Origin of the sequence: Nostoc sp. (assembly GCF_036917415.1) — a bacterium.
GTDB lineage: Bacteria > Cyanobacteriota > Cyanobacteriia > Cyanobacteriales > Nostocaceae > Nostoc.
Map to the genome: position 1 here is coordinate 172,211 of NZ_JBALDJ010000107.1, position 19,672 is coordinate 191,882.

At 42.0% G+C, this 19,672-nt stretch carries 18 protein-coding genes and 1 tRNA gene; 10 read left to right on the forward strand and 9 right to left on the reverse strand.

Annotated elements, in window-relative coordinates:
• The first annotated feature begins 92 nt into the window (after positions 1-92).
• The 3 genes from gpmI to V7K41_RS23820 all read left to right on the forward strand — a co-directional run bounded on the left by gpmI (position 93) and on the right by V7K41_RS23820 (position 2,839).
• Positions 93-1,691, forward strand: coding sequence for a 2,3-bisphosphoglycerate-independent phosphoglycerate mutase (gene gpmI, locus V7K41_RS23810; RefSeq protein WP_334852193.1), 1,599 nt, complete (start codon positions 93-95; stop codon positions 1,689-1,691).
• A gap of 91 nt (positions 1,692-1,782) precedes the next feature.
• Complete coding sequence (secG, locus tag V7K41_RS23815) at positions 1,783-2,016, forward strand: preprotein translocase subunit SecG (RefSeq protein ID WP_012410686.1); 234 nt, start codon at positions 1,783-1,785, stop codon at positions 2,014-2,016.
• Positions 2,017-2,026: 10 nt separating this feature from the next.
• On the forward strand, positions 2,027-2,839 hold the full coding sequence (locus tag V7K41_RS23820; RefSeq protein ID WP_334852195.1) for a peptidase: 813 nt from the start codon (positions 2,027-2,029) through the stop codon (positions 2,837-2,839).
• 191 nt (positions 2,840-3,030) lie between these two features.
• Here the strand turns inward: V7K41_RS23820 and V7K41_RS23825 are convergent, their stop codons facing one another.
• The 5 genes from V7K41_RS23825 to V7K41_RS23845 all read right to left on the reverse strand — a co-directional run bounded on the left by V7K41_RS23825 (position 3,031) and on the right by V7K41_RS23845 (position 9,296).
• The gene (locus V7K41_RS23825; RefSeq protein ID WP_334852196.1) at positions 3,031-4,179 is read right to left on the reverse strand and encodes a glycosyltransferase family 4 protein; all 1,149 of its coding nucleotides are present in this window, start codon (positions 4,177-4,179) and stop codon (positions 3,031-3,033) included.
• A gap of 356 nt (positions 4,180-4,535) precedes the next feature.
• A complete protein-coding gene (locus tag V7K41_RS23830; protein ID WP_334852255.1) occupies positions 4,536-6,188 on the reverse strand; it encodes an MFS transporter in 1,653 nt (550 codons plus the stop codon).
• Entirely contained in the window at positions 6,175-7,176 is a 1,002-nt protein-coding gene (recO, locus tag V7K41_RS23835) for a DNA repair protein RecO (RefSeq protein ID WP_334852198.1), read from the reverse strand. Before recO ends, V7K41_RS23830 begins: the two co-directional genes overlap by 14 nt.
• A 90-nt stretch (positions 7,177-7,266) precedes the next feature.
• On the reverse strand, positions 7,267-7,947 hold the full coding sequence (gene deoC, locus V7K41_RS23840) for a deoxyribose-phosphate aldolase (protein WP_334852200.1): 681 nt from the start codon (positions 7,945-7,947) through the stop codon (positions 7,267-7,269).
• 164 nt (positions 7,948-8,111) lie between these two features.
• Positions 8,112-9,296, reverse strand: coding sequence for a DNA cytosine methyltransferase (locus V7K41_RS23845; RefSeq protein WP_334852202.1), 1,185 nt, complete (start codon positions 9,294-9,296; stop codon positions 8,112-8,114).
• Between the two features lie 371 nt (positions 9,297-9,667).
• On the opposite strand from V7K41_RS23845, the gene V7K41_RS23850 reads away from it, so the two are divergent.
• From V7K41_RS23850 to V7K41_RS23875, 6 genes are all read left to right on the forward strand, one after another.
• A complete protein-coding gene (locus V7K41_RS23850; protein WP_334852204.1) occupies positions 9,668-10,942 on the forward strand; it encodes a WcaI family glycosyltransferase in 1,275 nt (424 codons plus the stop codon).
• Between the two features lie 607 nt (positions 10,943-11,549).
• Positions 11,550-12,008: a ribosome silencing factor gene (gene rsfS, locus V7K41_RS23855; protein ID WP_334852206.1), complete on the forward strand. Its 459-nt coding sequence runs from the start codon at positions 11,550-11,552 to the stop codon at positions 12,006-12,008.
• The gene (locus tag V7K41_RS23860; protein ID WP_334852208.1) at positions 12,005-12,505 is read left to right on the forward strand and encodes a CGLD27 family protein; all 501 of its coding nucleotides are present in this window, start codon (positions 12,005-12,007) and stop codon (positions 12,503-12,505) included. The genes rsfS and V7K41_RS23860 overlap by 4 nt, the downstream gene beginning before the upstream one ends.
• 94 nt (positions 12,506-12,599) lie before the next feature.
• Entirely contained in the window at positions 12,600-13,553 is a 954-nt protein-coding gene (locus V7K41_RS23865) for an asparaginase (protein ID WP_334852209.1), read from the forward strand.
• A gap of 46 nt (positions 13,554-13,599) precedes the next feature.
• Positions 13,600-13,676 (forward strand) — tRNA-Met (locus V7K41_RS23870).
• Positions 13,677-13,781: 105 nt separating this feature from the next.
• The gene (locus V7K41_RS23875) at positions 13,782-15,236 is read left to right on the forward strand and encodes a YcjF family protein (protein WP_334852210.1); all 1,455 of its coding nucleotides are present in this window, start codon (positions 13,782-13,784) and stop codon (positions 15,234-15,236) included.
• Between the two features lie 70 nt (positions 15,237-15,306).
• Here the strand turns inward: V7K41_RS23875 and V7K41_RS23880 are convergent, their stop codons facing one another.
• Both V7K41_RS23880 and V7K41_RS23890 read right to left on the reverse strand, forming a co-directional pair.
• Positions 15,307-15,561, reverse strand: coding sequence for a ParA family protein (locus V7K41_RS23880; protein ID WP_334852212.1), 255 nt, complete (start codon positions 15,559-15,561; stop codon positions 15,307-15,309).
• Between the two features lie 379 nt (positions 15,562-15,940).
• A complete protein-coding gene (locus tag V7K41_RS23890) occupies positions 15,941-16,990 on the reverse strand; it encodes a sugar transferase (RefSeq protein WP_334852214.1) in 1,050 nt (349 codons plus the stop codon).
• Between the two features lie 198 nt (positions 16,991-17,188).
• Here V7K41_RS23890 and V7K41_RS23895 point away from each other — a divergent pair, with 198 nt between their 5' ends.
• Positions 17,189-17,986: a 7-carboxy-7-deazaguanine synthase QueE gene (locus tag V7K41_RS23895; RefSeq protein ID WP_334852215.1), complete on the forward strand. Its 798-nt coding sequence runs from the start codon at positions 17,189-17,191 to the stop codon at positions 17,984-17,986.
• Positions 17,987-18,266: 280 nt separating this feature from the next.
• Here the strand turns inward: V7K41_RS23895 and V7K41_RS23900 are convergent, their stop codons facing one another.
• Both V7K41_RS23900 and V7K41_RS23905 read right to left on the reverse strand, forming a co-directional pair.
• Complete coding sequence (locus V7K41_RS23900; protein ID WP_334852216.1) at positions 18,267-18,911, reverse strand: DUF3318 domain-containing protein; 645 nt, start codon at positions 18,909-18,911, stop codon at positions 18,267-18,269.
• 77 nt (positions 18,912-18,988) lie between these two features.
• The gene (locus V7K41_RS23905) at positions 18,989-19,546 is read right to left on the reverse strand and encodes a hypothetical protein (RefSeq protein WP_104906442.1); all 558 of its coding nucleotides are present in this window, start codon (positions 19,544-19,546) and stop codon (positions 18,989-18,991) included.
• Positions 19,547-19,672 lie beyond the last annotated feature (126 nt).

Sequence of the window (19,672 nt, forward strand, 5' to 3'; positions counted from 1 at the left end):
AATAAAAGAATTTAATAAGCATATCTCTCCTTGCGGCGTGGATTAGCAATGGTATCATTCGGGTATTACAAAAAGTAAAGGGCAATTTTACTATGACCAAAGCACCTGTTGCTCCTGTGGTGCTAGTCATTTTAGACGGATGGGGCTACTGCGAGGAAAAACGAGGAAACGCTATTGTTGCTGCTAAAACTCCAATTGTGGACACTTTATGGGCAGCTTACCCGCACACCCTCATCCACACCTCAGGAAAAGCTGTAGGGTTGCCAGAAGGTCAAATGGGCAACTCGGAAGTTGGTCATTTGAACATTGGTGCTGGGCGAGTGGTACCGCAAGAACTGGTACGCATCTCCGATGCGGTCGAAGACGGTTCTATTGCCTTAAACCCAGCACTCGTCAAAATTTGCCAGGAAGTTCGTTCTCGGAATAGCAAGCTGCATCTAGTCGGGCTTTGTTCTGAGGGAGGGGTACATTCGCATATCACCCATCTATTCGGACTACTTGACTTAGCCAAAAACCAGCGAATTCCAGAAGTTTGTATTCACGCTATCACCGATGGTCGTGACACCGCCCCAGCTGACGGTATAAGAGCGATCGCGCTGCTGCAAGATTATATAGACCGCACAGGAATTGGGCGCATAGTTACCCTCAGCGGTCGCTACTACGCGATGGATCGCGATCACCGCTGGGATCGGGTCAAACGCGCCTACGACATGATGATACAAGATAGTGTTGGTAATGGTCTCAAGGCTGTGGAAGTCTTGCAAGCATCTTACGACCAAGGGATAAAAGATGAATTTGTCAACCCAATCCGAATTGCTCCCGGCGCAATACAACCAGGGGATGGGGTGATATTTTTCAACTTCCGCCCCGATCGCTCCAGACAACTGACTCAAGCTTTAGTCAGTCCCACGTTTAACGGTTTTGAAAGACAGCAAATCACACCGCTGTCCTTCGTGACCTTTACGCAGTATGATTCAGACTTACCCGTGGCTGTAGCCTTTGAGCCTCAGAATCTCAATAACATTCTGGGAGAAGTGATAGCCAATCATAGTTTGAAGCAGTTCCGCACCGCCGAAACAGAAAAATACGCCCACGTCACTTATTTCTTTAATGGGGGATTGGAGGAACCTTTTGTCGGTGAAGATCGGGAACTAGTAAGCAGCCCGATGGTAGCAACTTACGATCATGCCCCAGCGATGTCAGCAGCAGCAGTTACAAATGTAGCGATCGCTGCGATTCAAAAGGGTACATATTCTCTAGTTGTGATTAACTATGCCAACCCAGACATGGTAGGGCATACTGGTCAAATCGACGCTACGATTACAGCAGTTGAAACAGTCGATCGCTGTTTGGGACACCTACTAGAAAGCGTTATCAAAGCCGGCGGTACAACAATTATTACTGCCGACCACGGTAACGCTGAGTATATGCTAGATAATCAGGGTAATCCCTGGACAGCTCACACGACTAATCCAGTCCCCTTCATCTTGGTGGAAGGAGAGAAAGTTAAAATCCCTGGATATGGTACAAATGTCGAACTGCGAAGCGATGGCAAGCTATCCGACATTGCCCCTACAATTTTAGAGATTTTACAGCTGCCTCAGCCACCAGAAATGACAGGGCGATCGCTGCTGAAAACAGCAGAATATGAGTTGCAACGTACTCGCACTCCCGTGCAAGTAGGGCTGTAAAAGATTGCTGAGTCCTGAGTTAGGAGTTCACTAAAAACTCCTAACTCCTAAATTCTGTTTTTTAAAACTTGTTATAAATGAGATTCCTACCATGACAGCTACTAATATCGTGCAAGGCATTTGGGCATTTTCCGCCACTGGTTTGATTATCTTAGTTTTGCTGCATAGCCCCAAAGGTGATGGCATTGGGGCGATTGGCGGACAAGCCCAGCTATTTAGCAGTACCAAAAGCGCAGAAAATACCTTAAACCGAATTACTTGGGCATTGACAGTAATTTTTCTCGGTTTGACAGTAGTTTTAAGTGCTGGTTGGCTGCCTAAATAAGGATAGGTAAATGGGGAAAAGAACCCAACACCCGATATTTAACACCCTAATAAATTTAATTTCACGACGGTTAATTACAGCTCTTGCCTTATTTATTGGCACAGGGCTGTTAATCGTTTTTATTAATCTTCAGTCGAGTTATGGGTTTACAATAACACCAAAATATGAATATTCAGACTTAATAATCTCTTTCCCTCTATCATCTCCCCTAAAATCCCATCCTTTACCGCCTACACTTGCACAGTGGCAAGATAGCACTAACAGTGGTGACTACTTTTCCCAAGTTACAACAACCCAAGTTGGTTATTTAGTCTGGTCAAAATTTCCTGTTCGAGTTTACGTAGAACCACCAAAATCTGTCAGTGAAAAACAAGCTCAAGCATGGGTTAATGCTGTCTTGCAGGGTGTACAGGAGTGGAGTACTTATTTACCTTTGACAATAGTCGAACAGTCCGAAATTGCTGATATTACGATTGTGCGAAAAGCGCCACCTCTACAAATTTCTTCTGGTAGTAATATACCTCGTGCGCGATCGGCACAAACTACTTACGAGTTATACACCAGTAACAAAGTTTTATCCCACCGCTTCACCATCTTGCTAAGTCCTAGTCAAACAGGTGAGTATCTCATTGCAGCAGCCCGCCACGAATTCGGTCATGCGCTAGGAATTTGGGGTCATAGTCCGCTACAAACGGATGCTTTATATTTTTCTCAAGTTCGTAACCCGTCGCCTATTTCTGCCAGAGATATAAATACTCTAAAGCGGGTTTATGAACAGCCAACCAGTTTAGGATGGTCTTTAATGGATAATTCAGCGACTTAATTTTATGGTGTTGCTGAGTTAAAATATGAATATGTTTTGTGTAAAAAATCAAAATTTAAGATTAAGGCAACCAATTTTTATCCAAAATTTGCTCTAAGGTATAAGGACATAATTCAGGTAAAGATGCACAAATTTCAACATCTTCAGGAATCTCATATACTTCCTTTGAAAAGGTGAATCTCTTCTTTAAACTACGCTCTGCGACTTAGTGGTAAAGGTCGCTGTGCTAAAACTCCTTTATAAAGTTCTTCCAGCAGACTAATATTTTTACTGAGGGTATAGCGGTCTAATACACGCTGTCTGGCTTTTTGCCCCAGTAAGGTTGTTAATTCTGGATGGTCTTGCAACACTGGCAAGAGGGTTCTCAATTGCGATCGCGCTGTTTTGGTACTAATAACTACACCTGCACCCTTTTCCAATACTTCTCCATCTGCACCCACATCTGTTGCTAAACAAGCCAACCCACACGACATTCCTTCTAACAGAGATAGGGACAAACCCTCTACCAATGAAGGCAAAACAAATACATCTGCGCCCCGCAAAATTTCGATGCGTCGGTCTTCATCAGCGACAAATCCCAACCAGATAATGCCGTATTCTGAACCATAAAACGGCTCTAAGGAAGACTTCAAAGGGCCATCGCCAACAATTAGCAACTTACTACCAGGCGCCATTGCCGACTGCTTCCAAGCCCGGAGGAGAGCTTCGACATTTTTCTCTGGCGCTATGCGACCCTGATAAACAAATAAGCGTTCGGCTTTAAATTCTGCTTTGATTTTAGAAAGTCCTGGAGAATACTTCGTGGTATCAACACCGTTGGGAATTACGGCAATATTTTCTTCCCTTACGCCCATCCCTGCCAATAATTCTCGCTGAATTTGAGAAAATACAATCACGCGATCGTAGTTAACCAAAAAAGGTGCGTAGAGCTGATAAGCCAAAAGTTGTGTTCCCGATACCAGCTTTGCCCCTTTACCAGCAAATGGTGTGTGAAAAGTGGCAACTAGGGGCAACCTCAGTTCTTCACAGATTTCCGGTAGAAAAAAGTCCAGAGGAGATAATGTCAAGGAAGCATGGACTACATCTGGTTTGATTTCCCGCAGTGAATCGGTTAAAACTTTGGTGGCTTTAAAAGTGGGAATTGTGTAAACCTGGGACTTATAAATGAAAGGTAAGGAAACCTCTCGAAGATTTGGCCAATTATCAGGTTCAGACTCTTCCTGGGCGAAGTGAAGAAAGCTAACTTGATGTCCCCTATCTAGCAAGGCATTTGTAATTTCTCGACTGTAGGTGACATTGCCGCAAAATGGTGATTTTTTTCCAATCCAGGCTATACGCATTCTTTATTTAGCTGTAAGAAAAGCGGGTTGAATCTATTACTTGTGTGTCCTTTGTGATTTTTCTTTTATCTAGCTATACTTGCTGGTTTTTTTATTTATTAAAAATTTCCACAACTTTCTACTGGTTTAAAAGCTTATTATCAGCTGATTAAACCAGTGGATTTATGGCTTTATTTATTCTACTTATAAGTTGTTAATTTCTGATATTTAAACAACTTATTCTGACTAATGTCAGATTTATATCCGGCAAGTATGTGATAAATTTTCACTGGCAACAGTTTACCACGAACACAAAAGCTTTAAGTAAATTATTAATTACGTCAAGGTAATGAATAATAACTCCTGTTAGCTGATAACTACTTATGGGAGTTATACCAGGTTAATATACCTCCTGAAAAGACGATCGCAGCTAATCCCAAAAAAACAACCTGTAATCCCAGAAAGGTTTCTGCGACACCAGCTAATGCTAAAGGTAAGGAAAGGGCAATATTAATTACATTGTTCTGCAAGCCAAAAACTTTACCACGCATTTCTGGAGGTGTTTCTGTTTGGATTGTAGTTTGCATGGGAATTCCCACTAGTGCCCCAAAGATACCCACTAGCGCCACCAGTAACAATACGAGCCACAGTTGAGTTGTAAATACTGACAGACCAATCAGGGATGCGGCCATACCCATACAACCGCACAGACTTAGCTGAGTATAGGAGAAGCGTTGACCAAATTGACCGAGAATTGTTGCTCCACCCGCGATCCCAACACCGCCAGCTGCTAGTAAAAAGCCGAACTGGGAAGCTTTCATGTTGGGAATGATTTCCGCCATCCGAACGGCTAGAACAGTTAATGCTGCAAAGACAGAAAACAAGATAATCAGTTGAAGCAAAGCATTGCGGACGCGATGATTTGCTTTGAGATAGGCAAAACCGTCCCGTAAGTCAGAGAATACGTGAGGGAATTCTGTATCGGGGTGGTGGTGTTTTTCCTTAGTTGCCAGGAGGAACAAAATTAGTCCAGCGATCGCATAACTGCCACCAACTAAAAGTTCTTTGCCCAAACTACCACTACCACCAATTTGCGACCAAAGTCCATCAGCGATCGCTAATAATGGTTCCCCAACAGCAAACCCAACAATCACCGATGCCATCATCGTTGTCGTATAAAGCGAATTTGCCGAGAGTAAATCCTGTTCTTCTACGATTAAGGGAATTGCCGCCTGTTCCGCCGGTGCAAAAAACTGCGTTAAAGTCGAAACTAAAAAAGTCACACCCAAGATAATTACAAAACCCACTGGCAGCAATCCTATGGGTTTCCAGTCATGAGTCAACCACAGCAGGAAGGGAATTGACAAAACCAGGATGCCACGCCAAATATTTGTTGCCACCAGCACAGCCTTTTTCGACCAGCGATCGACAAACACACCAGCAACGGAACCAAACAATACGGCTGGAATAGTAAAAGCCATCATCAAGACTGATACCCAACCACTAATACTCTGATTGCTTCCTTGAAACTGAGTATTTATCAAGGCAATCATCAGCACCAAATAAACTTTATCTGCTAGTTGGGAGAAAACTTGACCGCCCCAAAGAGCCAAAAAATTAGGATTTTTTAATACAGGTAAAAATCCTAGCTGTTTTACATTCCCTGCAATAGCTTCTCCACCTGAACCAGAGGCATCTAATTTCGGTAATTCTTTTTCTGGAATAGTGGCTACTGGCAAATTCTGCCCATTCCGAACGTCATTGCTATCTACCTCAGCAGTGGTTAATTTGTCCTCAGATTGTGTTTCTGATTGACTTGGAAGATCAGTTTTTGGGATCTCCTCTGTCCAATTTTGATCGTTATTAGAAACATCTTTTGGGGACATTTCTTGGCCATTTATTTGACTAGGTGTAGACTTGGGAACAGCGCTCAAGTGATTCTTGACTGTAGGATCTGATACCCTATTTTGTTTTTTGGCGAGGCTTGGTGACAAAGGCAGGATTTTTTTATCCAAATCAGACGGTTGCATCATGGTTGGCAGCAAAATAAGAGTCGATCAAGGTAGCAGAGCGAATAGGGCGACCTAATTGATACTGAGCATACTGGCGCAAAATCTGCTCAACAGATAACCAGTCATAATCTCTAGCACCATCAATTTGCATTATCTCTGGTTGTGACAGATGTTGAAGCAAAGCTAGTTCCATAGCACCCAAACGACTAGAAATCACAGGTATTTCTTGCCGATGCACAACAACTGTTTGGGCATTGGGGAGCCAGTGCGTTGCGGAGGTTCCCGACGCTCGAGTACTCGCTAACGCTGCGCTATCCGTTGAAGCAACTGGCGTCATTGCGGATGAGGCATTGGGCATTGGGTATTGATTATTAATCTCCCCTTGCTCCCCTGCCCTTATCTCCCTTTGCGCTTCTTTTCGTAAACGTTCCCTAGCTTCTAAAGAAACTGTTCCACCCGCAGGGATGCTAAATCCTACCTGCCAGTTGGGGTCTGTGAAGTTCGGCTTAAGGGAACGTTGAGATAGGCAGCAGATTTGCACTTGTGGCGTCAGTCCTGCTAAGGCTAAAAGGTGAAATACACCATGAGCCAGATGAGCCAAAACACCAGATGGATTTGCACTAGACACCGCCTCTAAGCGATGGAGATGTTCATTGAACAAATCATAAAGTTCTTCTTGGGGTTGTTCGCTCAAAGCTTCACACAGAACTATTTCTGCTAAATATTGACTGGCAGCCAGTTTTCCCAAATCTTTAGCTAAACCAGGATAAGTTTTTAATGTCTGTGCTTGAGTAATTTTATCAAGCGATCGCCCTTTGGCAATCAATAGTTCATTCACAACGAACATTCCACTCCTACCGCCCAGGCTGGAGTTGTGCTTACGTGACCCTGGAGCTACGGCTCGAATTAGACCGAATTCTCGTGTCAAAATCGTCACTATTTTATCTGATTCTCCTAGCGCCTGGGTTTTAAGATTAATACCAGTTGCTTTGTAGGTTCTACTCATTAGTCATTAGTCACTAGTCATTAGTAGTTATTAATTATTGCTCAAGGGTCATTAGCTTAGGACAAATGACAAATGACAAAGGACAAATGACTATTCACCCTTTCCCAGGTTATCGCGCTGGCGGATCAAATCCATACCGCGAGATGTGCCTAATCTAGTAGCACCTGCTACGATTAAGTCTAGGGCTTGATTGATAGTGTGAATACCACCTGAAGCTTTAATTCCTACCCTTTCTTTTGCCAATTCTTGCAAAAGTCGCACATCTGCCACAGTTGCACCACCATTCCAACCTGTACTAGTTTTTAAGAATGCTGCTCCTGCCTCCATAGCTATTTCAGCAGCTATTTTTTTTTCCGCATCTGTCAACAGGTTAGTTTCCAAAATTACCTTGACTGTTTGCCCAGTCTCTTCACAAATTTCGGCAATCTCTCGGTGGACTTTTTCAGTTTTGCCAGCTTTTAACCAGCCCAAGTTCATGACCATATCCAACTCAGTGGCCCCACTATCCACCGCTTCTTGAGCTTCATACAGTTTTACTGCTGAACTCGTTGCACCAGAAGGAAAGCCTATCACCGTACAAACTTTCGGGTTTTTACCGTGGAGGAGTTCGACTGCTTGCTTGACATTAGCGGGGAACAGACAAACCGCCGCAAAGTTGAATCTATATGCTTCTTCACACCATTGCTCAACCTGCTCTGGAGTAGCCGTTGGCGTTAACAGGGAGTGATCGATAAATGGCGCAATATCAATGTCTGGATAGTCTGCTGCCATCGTGTCTTCTGCCAGGGATTGATTATTAAACTTTATAAAAAATTAAAACATTTCTTATATATATATTAAACCACATTTATTACGAGTTTATCCTGAAAACAAGCTGCTGAATTGTCTTTAATATTGACCTTACAGATATCCTGGAATTACTACAAGTATTTAAGTTAACGGTAAGTAGTAGTAATACTAGGAATATTAACAGGGTTTTTTACACTATTTATTAAGAAGTTAATAATAGTTTGAGCCAATGCCTGCGATGCCAAATATGGAACACCATTACCAATAGTTTTAAACATATTAGTGAGTGACATATTTTCTGGAAGTACAAAATTTGCAGGCAAAGATTGGATGGCTAAAGCTTCTGCTACAGAAATCCGCCGGATTTTGTAAGGATGCAAATGTACTTCATTATTTCCATAGCAAGCTGTCGGAGAATAACGCCATCTATGCAGACGCTTGAAAGACTTTTTAGAATCATCTCCTTCATCAATAGCAGCAAATTTTGTGATACCTGCCCTTGGTTGAAAACAGTTTTCAGCATTGAGATGCTTCAGAACGTTATTTTTTCTAAACCAGTATTCAACTGTTAGTTCTTCAGGTATGCCATCAGGACAAGGTATTTGAGAATTTTCTTGAAATGGATCGCACTTACGCCAAGGGGAAGCAAAAACTTTTTCGTGAGGATATAAAATATAATTATCCCAAGGGAAATATTCCTCATATAGTAACTTTTCACTACCAATTTTGATCCCTATGTCCTGAAGAAAATTATTTTTGAAACCAATTAAAATAATTCTTTCTCTATCCTGGGGGACGCCATATTCGATAGCATTAATTAACCGCTCTGTTAATATATATCCTGATTCCTGCAATTTTTGCTTGAGGGATTCAAAAAATAAACGGTGTTTTGTCGTCTTCCACAAACCTTTAACGTTCTCAAATAAAAAGAAGTCGGGAATATTTCGGCAAATTAATTCAATATATGAAGCGGAAAGTTTACCATTATCTCCTAAACTTCCTCTATTTTTCCCACTAATAGAAAAATCCGGACAGGGAGGCCCACCGATGAAACCAATTATATTATCAGATTTGCGGCAGTCCTTGACTAATTCTTGAAGGTGTTGTGCTTCTTTTTCGACAATAAGTTTTGTTACATCTGCGGCTTCACCGTGATGATATCCATATTCAGGCGATCGCATTTTCAAAACTTCTCGTGAATAACGATGGGCGGCGATGAATGGGGTGAAGATTTCATTTACATAAACAATATTAAAACCGCTGGTTTCAAAACCTAAATCTAGGAAACCTGAGCCAGCAAAAAAAGAGAAAATACAAGGGCGATCGCTCATTGAATGACTAGTACGATAAAAAAGTCTTATTAATATTCAGACTTTAGGAAAATAGGTTATGTCCATAATTTATGGGGAGAATTAATACTAACTCTCCCAATTTTGTCTTAAAGGTTGCCAAAATCTAATATACTTAGGGTTTTTACGTAAGTACCAAACAAAAAAGAACAATTTGAAAACTGCTTAAATAGTAAAAAATTTTTACAGTTTCCCTAAGTATTACATTTCAAACTTTACTCAATCTTTAAGGAAAATTCCTGACATCAAAAGAGTCTGGAGTCACAATTAAATATAGGGGTTTCCAAGCCCAATGATATTTTAGACAAATATTTGTCATTAAATAAAAACCGGGGTACTTCGGACTAAATTTTATGCGGATTTTAATTTACTCCTACAACTACTATCCAGAGCCGATTGGTATTGCCCCACTAATGACTGAATTAGCAGAGGGACTAGTGAAACGTGGGCATGAAGTGCGTGTAGTTACCGCTATGCCCAATTACCCTGAGCGGCAAATTTACCAGGAATATCGGGGCAAATGGTATGTCAACGAATCCAAAAATGGCGTTCAAATTCAACGCAGTTACGTTTGGATTCGTCCACAACCCAACCTATTAGATAGGGTGTTATTAGATGCTAGTTTCGTAGTCACTAGCTTTGTACCCGCCCTCATCGGTTGGCGCCCAGATGTGATTCTCTCAACATCGCCATCCTTGCCAAGCTGTGTACCAGTTGCTCTTTTAGGATGGTTACGTGCTTGTCCTGTGATTTTAAATCTACAAGATATATTACCAGAAGCGGCCGTCCATGTCGGTCTGCTGAAAAATAAATTACTTATCCGGTTGTTTACATTATTGGAAAAATTTGCCTACAGCAGTGCCAGTAAAATTAGCGTCATTGCTGATGGGTTTGTGGACAATTTGCGCTCTAAGGGCGTAGAAGCTGATAAAATTGTGCAAATTCCTAATTGGGTTGATGTAAATTTTATCCGTCCTTTGCCTAAAGAAGATAATGCTTTCCGCACAGCACATAATCTAAACGGCAAATTTGTAGTACTGTATTCTGGTAACATTGCCCTAACCCAAGGCTTAGAAAGCGTCGTCAAAGCTGCTTCTGTATTGCGCCATATCCCAGATATTGTCTTTGTCATCGTTGGAGAGGCAAAAGGTCTACAGCGATTGCAACAAGAATGTCTAGACTGCGGCGCAGATAATGTGTTGTTACTGCCATTTCAACCCCGCAAAGATTTACCACAGATGTTAGCAGCTGCGGATATTGGTTTAGTGGTGCAAAAGAAAAATGTTGTATCCTTCAATATGCCGTCAAAAATTCAAGTACTACTTGCTAGTGGAGGGGCCTTAGTTGCCTCTGTCCCCGACAATGGTACAGCAGCAAGAGTCATTAGGCAAAGTGGCGGCGGAGTTATCGTTCCTCCAGAAGATTCCCAAGCTTTAGCAATGGCAATTTTAGATTTGTACCAAAACCCCGAAAAAGTCAAAACTCTGGGTTACAAAAGTCGCCAATATGCCGTTGAGCAATATGGTTTTGAGCAAGCTTTAAATCAGTATGAGTCCTTGTGTTACTCATTGACAGCAGAACGTAGAGCAATTCAGTCTACAGGGATAGTTACGAAACAAGAAGTTTAATCTTTGCAGCAAAGTTATGCTGCATCTGTATAAATTGCAATTATGCCCTCATATCTAAGTAATACAAAATAGTGAAGGTAACAAATTTTACTAAAAATTATATGGCGATAGACAAGTAGGTTTTTAGGTGGATTGTTGAACTAAAATCTCACGGCTTCACTTCATTCAATCCGTGGGTAATCGATTAAAAGGTATTTTACAATATTTAATACTCTACGTATAAAGATCGCACTTTTGCTAGACCAGTCATTAGTATGCTGTGTTATGTCGTAATTTTTAGCAAACAGTATAAAGCCTAGATATCCCGTTATCTGCGAATTACTAGCTTTACATTACATATTATGCTGTTTGATGAATCTGCGATTATTTTCGTTGTCAATTCTTGCTGAAAAGCTATTGGTTGATTTATCGCTGCACAATAACCATCAGCAATCATCAGTTGCGGATATCGAAATCTAAACAGCCAATTATCAAACGAGGCCCATAGACACCTATTTTTTTGTTAGTATTCAAAAAAACCTATTGACACATTTGTCAGATCAATTGTTTGTTGTTTGTAAGTAAATGTCAACAATTGTTTCAAAAGGAAGAAAGCACCTGAGGTTTAATGACTGATTATTTCCAAGGAAATTTCCCATTGCAATCTGTCCCACTGACGAAGAGTGCGGTAATAAGCCACGGCCAAACCGAAGAGGCGAGCGAAAAATTAGCTGCAACGATCGCGATTGCGGCATCAGACCGCAAAGCAGGTGAGATTTTATTGCTCAAAGTAGCAGAGGTATCTTACCTGGCTGATTACTTTGTGATGATGACTGGCTATTCTAAGGTACAGGTCAGGGCGATCGCTCAAGCAATTGAAGGAAAAGTCGAAACTGAGTTGCAACGCCGTCCCTTAAGGACAGAAGGAAAAGCCGAGGGGAGTTGGGTACTACAAGACTACGGTGATGTGATCGTTCACATCATGATGCCTAAGGAACGGGAGTTTTATAATTTAGAAGCGTTCTGGATTCATGCAGAGCGTATTTCCCTTCCAGAATCTGATGAAGGTGAGGGTAAGCCAACATGATTAGGTCTTCGGTTTCAAATTGCCCAGTTCCTACAGACCAACAACCGCTCAATGAATACGAAGAGTTAAAAACTTCCTGGCTGTTTCGTGATACCACGTTACACTGGCGCGGGTATATCATGAAACTTGTTTGGATTTGGGGTTTATCTTGGCTTTTTGCTGGGCCGATAGCTGCGGCAAGTTTTCCCCCTCACAAGTATATTGCACATTTTATTCTCTGTGGTGCAGCCGGAGCAAGTGTCGGGTTAGTGCTTATACTAGTAAGATTATACTTAGGCTGGTTCTACGTGTGCGATCGCCTTTGTAGTCCCACAGTATTTTATGAAGAGTCCGGCTGGTACGACGGTCAAACTTGGACAAAGCCACAGGAAGTCCTCAACCGCGATCGCTTAATTGTTGCATACGAAATCAAACCCATTCTGCGACGGTTACAATTTACCTTTGCTGGCTTGGCGGGAATGTACGTTATTGGTACTATAGGTTGGCATTTGTTTTAAAGAATTATTGGTCATTGGTCATTAGTCATTAGCTAAAGACTAATGACCAATGACCAATGGCTAATTAATTAAAAAAGGTGATAAATATAAACCCATGACAATGGGAAAACGAACTCAAGCCACAGCACTGGAAGTCCGGTTGCTGCGGGAAGGTATTATTGAATCCAGGCATATAGTCCAAGCTGTTGTCTGCGACGAACGAGGACGGGTTCTAACTGTTGCTGGAAATTCTGAAACTGCTGCATTTATCCGTTCAGCCCTCAAACCGTTTCAGGCACTAGCTGTCACCACCACAGGTACACTGGAACGCTATCAACTCAGCGATCGCGATTTAGCAATTATCACAAGTTCCCATAAAGGAAAAATAGATCAAGTCCGACAGGTATTTAACATCCTTTGGCGGGCGGATCTTGACCCGACTATACTCCAGTGTCCAATTCCTGAAGGCAAACGCAGTCCTCTGGAATACAATTGCTCTGGAAAACATGCGGGAATGTTAGCTGTTTGTCAGCAACGCCATTGGCCCTTGAATAACTACTTGGATCGCAAGCACCCAATGCAGCAGTTAATTTTGGGCAAGGTAGCAGAGTTGCTGCGAATGCCAGCAGCAGAATTTATCAGCGCTCATGACGACTGTGGCGCACCAACTTATCTGATGCAACTCGGTCACATGGCATCTTTATATGCACTGCTAGCCTCTAGTACCAACTTGGATATGGAGCGCATCGTCCGTGCCATGACTCATCACCCCGCGATGGTAGCAGGAGATGGAGAATTTGATACGGAACTGATGCGCTTAACTCCAGGAGAACTAGTCAGTAAAACTGGTGCCGAAGGAGTGCAGTGCATTGGTAGACTCGGTGAAGGCTTGGGATTGGCAATCAAAGTCATGGATGGGGCGAAACGGGCAAAATATGCCGTCGCTATTCACTTACTCCAGCAAATGGGGTGGATTAGTCCCAGCGCCGCCGAAAGCCTCTCAGAAAAGTTTGTCACCTTGGGAAAATACAAGCGTTTAGAAGTAATTGGAGAATTATCATTTTTGTAGTTGCCAAACTCTTAACTATAGATTATACTATAGAAGTTAAGAGCAACGCGGGATAGAGCAGCCTGGTAGCTCGTCGGGCTCATAACCCGAAGGTCAGTGGTTCAAATCCACTTCCCGCCACCAAATAAAAGATAAAATAAAAGCCTTACAATCAGAAAAGATTGCAGGGCTTTTGTTTTATTTTGATCTATTCTGGAAGAAATAGCCATCTAAAAGGCGCGGAGAATCATGGTTGTGAAGTTGCAGCGACCAATTTTAGTGGGAGGATTGGGACTTTCCTTTTCTCTGTGGATGTTGGACAGTTGGCACGATTCTATAGTGCAGGTGGGTGAGTTTGGTTTGTTGAGTGCTTTAGCTGTAGGCGGTGGTTTGTGGTTGTTCCAGCAAAAGCGCCCCAAAGACAGTTTAAAGCAGCTAGATGGTATTCTGGTGGATCGGGCGACTGTGGAAAGTGCGATCGCTAAAACTGAAACTGTAATTAACCAACTAGCACAAGAAGCAGAAAACCATCCAGCCTTAGAGACACTCAGAGAACAAGTTGCCCAATTGTTGCTGGAATTAGACAGGCAAAAAATTAAAGTAGCTGTGACTGGCGGTAAATCCGTGGGTAAAAGTACTTTAATTCAAGTGCTACAAAATCTAGAGACACAAAATTTCGTGTCTCTACAAGAGACAGCACCTTTGTTTAGAGAAGTTGGTGAAAATTCAGATGCGGCTATTTTGGCAGAGATAGCAAAATCTGATTTTGTTCTATTTCTGACAAACGCTGATTTGACAGACTCAGAATTTCAAACCTTACAGCAACTAAAGGCAGCAAATCAGCCTAATATGCTGGTTTTCAACAAACAAGACCAGTATTTAACCGATGAAAGCGCCAACATCTTGCTGTCATTGAAACAGCGGATGCAGGAAAATGTAGTTGCAACTGCGGCCTCTCCCATTGCCATCAAAGTCCGAAAACATGAGGCTGATGGTTCTGTGCAAGAGTGGATGGAACAACCAGCAGCTGATATCCAGCAGTTAACTCAGCAGTTGCGTGAAGTTTTGGTACAGCAAAGACAACGGCTAGTTTGGGTGACAACCATGAGGAAAGCCGGATTGTTGAAAGCTGAGGCGAAAAATTGGCTGAATGGAGCAAGACGCGATCGCGCCACCCCAATTATTGAACAATATCAGTGGATAGCTGCTGCTGCTGCCTTTGCTAATCCAGTACCAGCCTTTGATATTCTGGCAACTGCGGCAATTAATGCTCAAATGGTAATGGATTTGGGTAATATCTATCAGCAAAAATTTTCCCTAGAACAGGCACAAGCCGTAGCTGGAACAATGGGAAGTTTAATGCTGAAATTAGGTTTAGTTGAACTTTCTACAAAGGCTATTAGTACTGTTCTGAAAAGTAATGCCATTACCTTTGTTGCTGGTGGTGTAGTGCAGGGAGTAAGTGCAGCTTATCTAACTAGAGTAGCAGGATTAAGTCTAGTTGAGTATTTCCAACAGCAGGAAATAGCAATAGATTCTGGGACTGGTTTAAATTTGGATAATTTGCGGCAAACCTTGCAAAAGGTATTTCAGCAAAATCAGCAGATTGGTTTTTTGCAGGGGTTTGTTAAGCAAGGTGTGAAGCGTTTGTTGCCAGGAGTGCAGCCGATTGAAATAGTTGGTGTTCAGAAGGCGGTGGGTTAAGTTCACGCAGAGGCGCAGAGTTTTTTATTTGCGCCTTTGCCTGAAGGTGAAAAGGAGTTTGAAAGTATTTTTAGATACTGTTGATCGCAGTCAAAAGTCTTTGTGCTATTGGCTCAATTGCTCGCCAGATGCTATTTCCACGCTCACTCCATGCTCGTTCTATATTGCTTTCAGGTAGTGCATAAGCTGTTAGATTGCATTGGCTATCACAATCAACCATAAGTACGGTTTTATTAGACTGCTCAAGAAGGTGGGCTATATGGAACATATAAGTGGTTTTACCCACTCCACCTTTATTATTAAAGATACTAATAATGGCTGGCATATATATAAATTAAATTTTCAAATATTACAGCACCATTTGAATGATGAAATGTATATTTTATTTAAATAAAACTTATTTTTTGATGAACAATCACCCTTGTATTTTCTCCTTTTTTGCTGGTTCGGCTTTCCTAGATTTAGGTTTTTAAACCAGCGATTTTAACATTGTTTATGTCAAAGACATCTTCTCACATTTCATGTTAGCATATTGCAATTTACACAAGGATTCACTTTTTACTTTTTACTTGTTAAACAGAGAATGACACTTGCATGGTGCTGTAGGTAAACCTAAAGTTTACCCAAGCCTATTTTAGGCTTGGGTGTATTTAAGAATTATCGTGATTGGGAGTTACCAAAAAATTGTGAATAAAGGTAGTTAGCTAAACAGCACCACTGTTTCTCTTAAACAGAATAGCTATAGTTTTAAAAATTAGCTTTAAATCGTACACTAAACTCCAATTTTTTTGATACTGCAAATCCAGACGAATTACATCTTCAAAACTACGGACTGTAGAACGTCCATTTACTTGCCATTCGCCAGTCATACCGGGTTTTACATCTAAACGTTGCCACTCTGGTACTTCATAGCGTTCCACTTCATCGGGTGTAGGTGGTCGAGTGCCTACTAAACTCATCTCTCCTTTGAGGACATTCCAAAATTGGGGTAATTCATCAAGACTAGTTCGCCGTAAAAAGCGTCCTACCTTAGTAATTCTGGGGTCATTCTCATTCTTGAAAAAAGCACCTTGCACTTGGTTTTTAACTTGGGATTTCTTCGCTTCTGCATCCACACACATAGAGCGGAATTTCCAAATCTTAAACCGCTTACCCATCCAACCACAACGGGTTTGACTAAAGAAAATGGGCCCGGGATCGTTAATTTGAATAGCGATCGCAATTGGAATAAACAAAATTCCTGTAATTAATAAACCAATCACTGACCCGACAATATCTAAGAACCGTTTCATCCAAGATGCCATAGAAGGGTGAGTAGTGGGTAACTGCTCTACTTTACGGGAAGTTGTCTTCCGATTATCTAGTACGTCATCTTGTTCTATTAACGGCCTATCCTCCACAAGCTCTAAAAGAAAAACCTGATCCAACCCTGTGAGTTTTAGGACTGCCATGACTTGAGGTGTTACATTTCGTAGTATTAATGTAATTTCTTTAGTCTGAGCGTATTTAAAATTACTTACCAGGGCACCTAAACCACTACTATCGATAAAAGTAGTTTGGTGAAAGTCAATGATGATTTGCTTGGGATGTGAATTGGGTCCAATTAAGCCTTGGCAGGTTTGCTTAAAGCCTAAAGCCTCCAGCACGCTCAACCGCGTCGGCACCTGGACTATAGCCATGTCGTTTAGGGAATTAACTGGAAAATCGACCTCTGTCGGTTGGCTAGTCATGAAGCTCTGCACTTTCGTTGCCATGTATAATGTAATCTGCCAAACATTACTTTGTCCTACAAAATTACTTAACCTAATATTGGAATTAGTGGTAATCAGGACTAACTGCTATTTACCGGGGCTGAGATTGGAGATCGCTAGTGACGATTCACAATAGAACAAGAAGCCAAAAAACATCCTTGCTGTTGTGCCGACGCAGCGCGATCGCGTTGCTCTCATTTTATGAGTTCTAAAAATACGGTTACACCTACCGCACGCCTGATTGAGGTCTTTTCTGCCATTCAAGGAGAAGGACTTAATGTAGGAACACGTCAGATATTTATTCGTTTTGCTTTGTGTGATTTGCGCTGTCACTTTTGTGATAGTGCCCACACTTGGAATGCACCTACTACTTGTCGGATAGAGCGATCGCCTGGATTGCGCGACTTTGAAATTCACTCTAACCCTGTCCCATTAACCATATTAATCGAATGGGTGGAACAGCAAAATCTACCTTGTTTACACGATAGCATTAGCTTAACTGGCGGCGAACCACTTCTTCATGCCTCATTTCTAACGCAGTTTCTACCCCAAGTGCGAGCCATAACTGGTCTACCTATATACTTAGAAACTGGCGGACATCGCCCAGAACAACTAGCAATGATTATCCCATACTTAGACTCTGTAGGTATGGATTTAAAATTGCCCAGTGTTAGCGGCGAAAGTCATTGGCAAGAACATAGTAAATTTCTCCAGTTATGTTATGACTCATATTTAAATGTTTTTGTCAAGATAATTGTGTCTCAAAACACAGATCCCGCCGAGTTGGAACGTTCAGCTTTGTTGGTGGCAGAGGTTAGTCCAGATATCCCAGTATTTTTACAACCTGTCACGCCTTTGGCTGTATCAGAACAATTTTCTCCAGTACCTGTACTTGCGCCTTCCAGCGATCAAGTTTTGACGTGGCAAGCTTTGATGAAGGGGTTTGTCAAGAACGTGCGCGTGATCCCCCAAACGCATAAAATGCTGAACCAGTTGTAAAATTTGAGTTTGATAAAGATGTAATCAAGAAAAAAGTAAGATTTTATGAAATCGTAATTGGGCTATTGTCGCTAATTAGGGAGGCAGCAGCCTCCTTAGTAGGCAGTCTAATTAGCTAAATCAAAAGACCACTAAGAGGTTTTATTACGTAAAATCTTCCTTCTCTAACTCAAAGAGAAACTTGAACTATAGTTCAAGGCAGGGAGAGCTTCGTTAAAGCCACGTTGATTTAGGTGTTTCGGGGGGTGAGCAAATACCCACCCAACCTAATTTATGGTTGCTATATTGCGCCCTCATCTGGAGTTTTCGATTTAGCTTTTGCCTTATTAGCACTGCGTTTGAGGGCAGAGAGTCTTGCTTCGTATCTCGACCGTTGGCGCTTACTAGGAGTATTATCAATCAGAGTTTTCAAGGCGCTACCGAGACTCTTGTAGGCATTAGGGAGGCTATAACCAAAACGAGTTGCTAAAGCGATCGCTTTCTCATCAGCATTGAGCAATTCTCTTAATTGCTTTTCCCCATTATTCTTTTGGTACAATCGCCAGCCTGACACGCCACAAAGCGACAAAGCTAACACCAGCAGCAATCCATCTTGTACCCACAATTCCCCTACAGCACCACCTAAACCGATAGCTAGTGCTGCCATTTCCCAACCATCTTTAGGAATTGTGTCATTTTGAACGCGAGCAACCTCATGCCAGAACAGCAGATTACGCTGATCCATCGCGAGGGCATCCCATTTCACCAAATCAATTTGAATTTCTACCTGGTCTTTACCAATTTCTTCGCAGCGAACCAGGGGTGGATTGACCTCAGTTGTGCCTTCAACCGTGACCCAGCTTTGCAGTTCTGGTGGTAGTAAGGCTTTCAACCGCCGGAGTTCGCTCATTTCCGCTTTGGCAGAGGAGGTTGCATAGGATGTCATAATATCCAGCCCCAGAAAATTTCAGTATATAGTGAGGGTATCACTTTGGAGTATAGCTATTTAAGTGATGATCCGTCTCACTCACTAGGAAAACTTCCTCGCTTTTTTCGCGCTTCCATTGCTTTTTCTAGTAAATCTAACAATCCTGGGGCTTCTTCTTGAATACTGAGTAATAGTCTTTCCCCAAGTTCTATATTCCCCGGATCGAGACCTGTTGCCATCACTTCTTGCAGGCGAGGTATTGCTATGCCATCCACAATCTGAACTAATCCACTCAGACAACGGTGAAATTGTCTTTCTGTGAGAATCGAGTCTTCTAAAGGAAACTCAATAATGGCACGAATTTCACCATCGGATGGGTCGTACTCCCATTGCAACATTTTGGTTTCCCAAGAAATGGCAAGCATTGTCTGGAGGATAGCTGCCTTGTGAGGATGGTCTTGGATTCCTGCCAGAACTTGAGGGGCAAATACCCGAAAAAATTTTCCTTCTTCATCCAGCTGGACAACTATTAGGAAATCTTCTAAGTTATCAGCCTCCACACCTGTTATAATTCGGTCTTCTTCATCATCAAAACGGTAGTCCCAACCAAGGTTGTCTAAATAGTTGGCAATCTGTTTGAGGTTAGCTCCCATAAAAGCCTCAAGAACGTGGAGCAGTTGTTACCAGACCTAGTTTAACCTGCTAGGGGTACTTGTTTGGGTTGGTGTGGATACTTCTAATCCCATAGAAGTATGCAATTAGGGTATTGGGTATGGTCA

Bases quoted from the DNA above. Each gene is read 5' to 3' on its own strand.
- V7K41_RS23895 (WP_334852215.1), top strand. From the start codon at position 17,189: ATGAGTTCTAAAAATACGGTTACACCTACCGCACGCCTGATTGAGGTC.
- V7K41_RS23860 (WP_334852208.1), top strand. From the start codon at position 12,005: ATGATTAGGTCTTCGGTTTCAAATTGCCCAGTTCCTACAGACCAACAA.
- V7K41_RS23875 (WP_334852210.1), top strand. From the start codon at position 13,782: ATGGTTGTGAAGTTGCAGCGACCAATTTTAGTGGGAGGATTGGGACTT.
- gpmI (WP_334852193.1), top strand. From the start codon at position 93: ATGACCAAAGCACCTGTTGCTCCTGTGGTGCTAGTCATTTTAGACGGA.
- V7K41_RS23825 (WP_334852196.1), bottom strand. From the start codon at position 4,179: ATGCGTATAGCCTGGATTGGAAAAAAATCACCATTTTGCGGCAATGTC.
- V7K41_RS23865 (WP_334852209.1), top strand. From the start codon at position 12,600: ATGACAATGGGAAAACGAACTCAAGCCACAGCACTGGAAGTCCGGTTG.
- rsfS (WP_334852206.1), top strand. From the start codon at position 11,550: ATGACTGATTATTTCCAAGGAAATTTCCCATTGCAATCTGTCCCACTG.
- deoC (WP_334852200.1), bottom strand. From the start codon at position 7,947: ATGGCAGCAGACTATCCAGACATTGATATTGCGCCATTTATCGATCAC.
- V7K41_RS23830 (WP_334852255.1), bottom strand. From the start codon at position 6,188: ATGCAACCGTCTGATTTGGATAAAAAAATCCTGCCTTTGTCACCAAGC.
- V7K41_RS23905 (WP_104906442.1), bottom strand. From the start codon at position 19,546: ATGGGAGCTAACCTCAAACAGATTGCCAACTATTTAGACAACCTTGGT.
- V7K41_RS23900 (WP_334852216.1), bottom strand. From the start codon at position 18,911: ATGACATCCTATGCAACCTCCTCTGCCAAAGCGGAAATGAGCGAACTC.
- V7K41_RS23820 (WP_334852195.1), top strand. From the start codon at position 2,027: ATGGGGAAAAGAACCCAACACCCGATATTTAACACCCTAATAAATTTA.
- V7K41_RS23845 (WP_334852202.1), bottom strand. From the start codon at position 9,296: ATGAGCGATCGCCCTTGTATTTTCTCTTTTTTTGCTGGCTCAGGTTTC.
- V7K41_RS23880 (WP_334852212.1), bottom strand. From the start codon at position 15,561: ATGCCAGCCATTATTAGTATCTTTAATAATAAAGGTGGAGTGGGTAAA.
- V7K41_RS23850 (WP_334852204.1), top strand. From the start codon at position 9,668: ATGCGGATTTTAATTTACTCCTACAACTACTATCCAGAGCCGATTGGT.
- V7K41_RS23890 (WP_334852214.1), bottom strand. From the start codon at position 16,990: ATGGCAACGAAAGTGCAGAGCTTCATGACTAGCCAACCGACAGAGGTC.
- secG (WP_012410686.1), top strand. From the start codon at position 1,783: ATGACAGCTACTAATATCGTGCAAGGCATTTGGGCATTTTCCGCCACT.
- recO (WP_334852198.1), bottom strand. From the start codon at position 7,176: ATGAGTAGAACCTACAAAGCAACTGGTATTAATCTTAAAACCCAGGCG.